Here is a 4,163-nt window from a genome sequence, read left to right as displayed (position 1 = left end):
AGTCACCAACTACGAAAGAGGACACAATCCCGGACGTACGAAGCTCAAAACCCTGTGATCGATTCTATGACACGCTCCCGCAAACGAGGGTCGGGCGCCAAGACGACCCGAACCTTCCGATTGGTCGGCGTTCGCAACGACGACAGCGGCGAGTATCATCTGTACCTGACGAATCTGGACAGAGAGGACTACCGCGCGCCCGATATCGCACAGCTCTATCGGGCGCGCTGGGAGATCGAACTGCTGTTCAAAGAACTCAAATCACAGTTCGGTTTGGACGAGATCAACACGACCGACGCCTACATCATCGAGGCGCTGATCATCATGGCAGCACTCTCGTTGCTGATGAGCCGGGTTATTGTCCACGAACTCCAGAAACTGGACGCAAAACAGCGAGGCTGCGCCGACGACGCCGCGGCGTCGTCGACGCAGCTTCCCCGACGACGATGTTCACACGCTGTTGAACGGCACGCTCATCTGATCCAGTTGTACCTGATGCTGGATCTGGGGTACGAGCTACCGGATCTCGATTCGTTGTTGCTGTGGTCGTCACGAGATCCAAATCCACACCGTCCGAGGTTACGTGAACAGGTGGAGTCAGGCGAGTTCTGGTAACGAACTCGCCTGACGAGACGGGCTGGATCGCCCGGACTGGTCAGCGACGGCTCTGGAACGGCGGCGCACTCACGACTGCGAGTGCACCGCCTTAGACGGGAGACATGATCAAGAACCGGCTGGTTTGCTGGAACAGCATCGATCTTGGTATGAGCGCGGTGAGACTCGACGCAATTTCGGCGTGATCGCGGTCTCAGCCAGTCACTAAGCTAGAACGGATGGTTTCGGTGGTAACTAGTTCAGCAGCTCTCATAGTCGGTATCGAACAACGCACTCGCGAACGTAAAAGTACGTATCATCGCGAACCCAAACGGCCGACACGACGACCCAGCGCTGGATCAGGAACCTATTTCGGCGACCGAATACTGTGTCAAATGTTGCCACACTTACCGAACACACTTCTACCTCGCTTATAGTCAACTCTCGAGCAGTAATGTGTCAAACATAGTCATACATACTAGTATCAAAACGACTAAGCGCGTCGGTAACCTCACTGAGAGTACAACGAGGACACACGTAATGATCGAAGATGTAATCGCGATATTCGAAGTACCCGAACTGTTACAGCAGGTCGTGATCGCGATCGCGATCGGCGGACTGATCGGGATCGAGCGGGAGAAAGAGCCGTCGGACAAGTTCGCGGGGTTGCGAACGTTAGCGTTGCTGTGCGGTGCGGGTCCGGTGATGGTCTACTACGCGGAAATATCCGGGTACACCGGCGCTGTCATGCTCTACCTGATTCTCGCCGCGGTCCTGGCGTTTACGATCGCGTACATTCGATTTACGCTTTCGGGCGGGGAAATTGGATTCACGACGTCAGTCACGGTGTTTTTCGTCGCACTGCTCGGCGTGATCGTCGGATACGGTCGGTACGTCGAAGCGGCGGCGATCACGATCATCGTCGCGTTCTTGCTGGCCGAGAAACAACAGATGGTCAGCTTCGTCGATAGCCTCACGTACGACGAGCTCTCCGATGCGATGAAAGTCGGTGCGCTCGTGTTCATTCTCTACCCGATTCTCCCAGCCGAGGCCGTCGATCCGTACGGCGTCATCAACCTCCGTGAGGTGCTTGTCTTCGCGATCTTCGTGTTGATGATCGAGTTCTCCGCGTACGTTTCGATGCGCGTCTTCGGCGGATCGAAGGGGCTGCAAGTGACCGGCCTCCTCGCCGGTATGGCGAACTCGTTCGCGACGGCAGCCGTGATGGCGCGGATGGCGAACAAGTCCCGCGAGGCGCTCGAGGCCGCGTCGTCCGGAATCATGCTCTCGGTGATCTCGATGATCATCCGAAACGTCGGTCTGGCTTCGATCCTCGCGTTCGCGATCTTCTGGGTGATCTGGATCCCCGCCGTCGCGATGATCGCGCTCACCGTCGCGGTCGCCTACTACCTGCTCAGAACGAGCGAAAGCCACGACGACATCGACGTCGATATCGACTCACCGTTCTCGTTCAAATCCGCAGCGAAGTTCTCCGCGATCTACGTGGCGATCACGGTCGTCGCCGTCGTCTCTCAGGAGGTACTCGGTGACGTCGGGCTGCTTGCGACCGCCTACACCGGCGGTCTCATCTCGTCGGCCGCAGTCGCAGTGTCGGCAGCGACCGTCTACAACTCGGGCGCAGCGAGCGCCGAAGCGGCCGGTGGGATGGTGCTGCTCGGAATTATGGCCAGTCTTTCCTCGAAGATCGTGCTGGTCGAGATTCTCAACGGACAGATGCGAAAGAAGGCCATGCTCCCGATGGGGGTCGTCGGAGTCGTCGGGCTGGTCGTCTACTTCGCGGTGTAACCCCCTCGGCCTTCACCAGTTACGAACCGCTCGTGGTCACGCCTCGAGGCGCTCGAGTCGAGTCGGTCTGGTGTCCGTCAGTTTTGACGCGCCGCGTCCCGTTGTGCGTGCGCCGAGACATCGGCACAGCATTCCGTATAGATCCGCCCGTCAGCGGACCGCAGACAGGTCGAACGCACAGATACTCGCCCTCGAATTCGTGGCGCCCGTATATTTTTGTAGGTGCGCTTCCGTTTCTCACGCGTGAAAAGCGCATGTTACTACGGACCACAGGACGTCCGTATCGAAGACCGAGAGACCCCACCGGTCGACCCGCTCGAGGTCCGCGTTGACGTCGCGTCGTGTGGAATCTGCGGGACTGACTACACGAATACCGGGACGGCCCGGTCTTTACGCCCGACGGTACGCATCCGATCACCGGTGTGAGCGTTCCCGTCCTCGGCCACGAGTTCTCCGGGGTCGTCTCTAGAACTGGAGAGGACGTTTCTCGACTCGAGTCGGGCGACTGCGTCGTGGTTCACCCGAACGTTCCGTGTCACGACTGCACGTACTGCGAGCGGGAGTCTACAGACGGTGTCCGGACGCGGTCGCGATCGGCCTGCAAACGGCGACTGGCGGATTCGGCGAGCACGCCGTCGTTCCCGAACAACAGGTTCACCGACTCCCAGACGGCGTTTCGCTCTCGAGCGCGGCACTGGTCGAACCGCTCGCCGTGGGCCTCCACGCGGTCAGACGGTCGCGGCTCCGGGCCGGCGACACCGTCGCGATCTTCGGCGCAGGGACGATCGGGCTGTCGGTCGCGTGGGCCGCAGACCGAGCCGGAGCGACGGCGGTCCTCGTCTCCGAACCGTCCCGACACCGACGCCGCACAGCCCTCGATATCGGCGCTGACGAGACGATCGACCCGCGCGAGATCGACCCCGTCGAGAGTGCCCGTTCCAGGACGGTCGACGGAGTCGACGTCGCATTCGAGTTCGCCGGAATTTCCGAGACGGTCTACGCCGCGATTCGCTCGACGAGGCGGGGAGGAGCGGTCGTCGTCGGTAGCGACGGATACGATCGCGGACCTCGATCTCAACTACGAGATCGAAACTCGCATCCTCGACGAAGACGACCTCGCGAGTGTGATCCTCGAAACCGCCTATGATACCGACTGCGATCGCATCTTCCTCGTGGGCGAAAAGCGATCCCCAACCGGAAAAGCAATCTTTGGAGACATCGTCCAACATGTTATTTTGAACTTCAAGGGACGAGTAACCGTAGACATCAACGACTCGGTATAAGTGGGGACACGTGTCTCCAGCCAACGCTGACAGTAGCGTGGAACGGGAGTTTGCGCGAACGTCTCCATGGCCGAACGAGGCCGTCAAACAGGTTGTAGGAGGGGGTGTACCGATACGGTTTAGGCACTAACCAGTATAGGTAACTACATGGGACAGTTCGACGACGAGCAGTTCTTCTCGAGTATCGATCTGCGAACGATGATATTCTGGGCAATCGGAATTCTCCTCGGCCTAAGCGCTGCCCAGTTCGTATTCGGAGGGTCGCCCAGACGGACGGCTGTCGCAGCCGTTGGTGCGATCGTGATTTTATTTGGTTACTCGTTGCTCAAAGAACTGCGGTGACCTATGCACGTCATATGAAAATGAACATATGTATGTTAGAACGATATGATTGCAACAAATAGGTCCCGTCCCAAAGTCGTCTAGAGTTCGCCTCTGGTAGCTTCAGTTGACACCTCCATTGTGATGGCTGTTTTGGCT

The 4,163-nt window shown here is 58.7% G+C and carries 3 protein-coding genes and 2 pseudogenes; all 5 read left to right on the top strand.

Features of this window, described 5'->3' with window-relative positions; translation table 11 throughout:
* Positions 1-75 precede the first annotated feature (75 nt).
* A pseudogene (locus FYC77_RS19850) lies at positions 76-615 on the top strand (transposase); the annotation flags it as partial.
* Positions 616-1,134: 519 nt separating this feature from the next.
* A complete protein-coding gene (locus tag FYC77_RS19845) occupies positions 1,135-2,400 on the top strand; it encodes an MgtC/SapB family protein (RefSeq protein ID WP_149083217.1) in 1,266 nt (421 codons plus the stop codon).
* Positions 2,401-2,822: 422 nt separating this feature from the next.
* Positions 2,823-2,912 (top strand): annotated as a pseudogene (locus FYC77_RS21145) (alcohol dehydrogenase catalytic domain-containing protein); the annotation flags it as partial.
* A 20-nt stretch (positions 2,913-2,932) separates the two neighbouring features.
* A complete protein-coding gene (locus FYC77_RS19835; protein WP_162354576.1) occupies positions 2,933-3,547 on the top strand; it encodes a zinc-binding dehydrogenase in 615 nt (204 codons plus the stop codon).
* A gap of 283 nt (positions 3,548-3,830) precedes the next feature.
* The gene (locus tag FYC77_RS19830; protein ID WP_149083215.1) at positions 3,831-4,025 is read left to right on the top strand and encodes a hypothetical protein; all 195 of its coding nucleotides are present in this window, start codon (positions 3,831-3,833) and stop codon (positions 4,023-4,025) included.
* The last annotated feature ends 138 nt before the right edge of the window (positions 4,026-4,163 follow it).

This window comes from Natrialba swarupiae (assembly GCF_008245225.1).
In the GTDB taxonomy this organism is placed as follows: Archaea; Halobacteriota; Halobacteria; order Halobacteriales; family Natrialbaceae; genus Natrarchaeobius; species Natrarchaeobius swarupiae.
The sequence above is the reverse complement of the archived record's forward strand: the minus strand, read 5'-3'. Positions and strand labels throughout refer to the sequence as shown.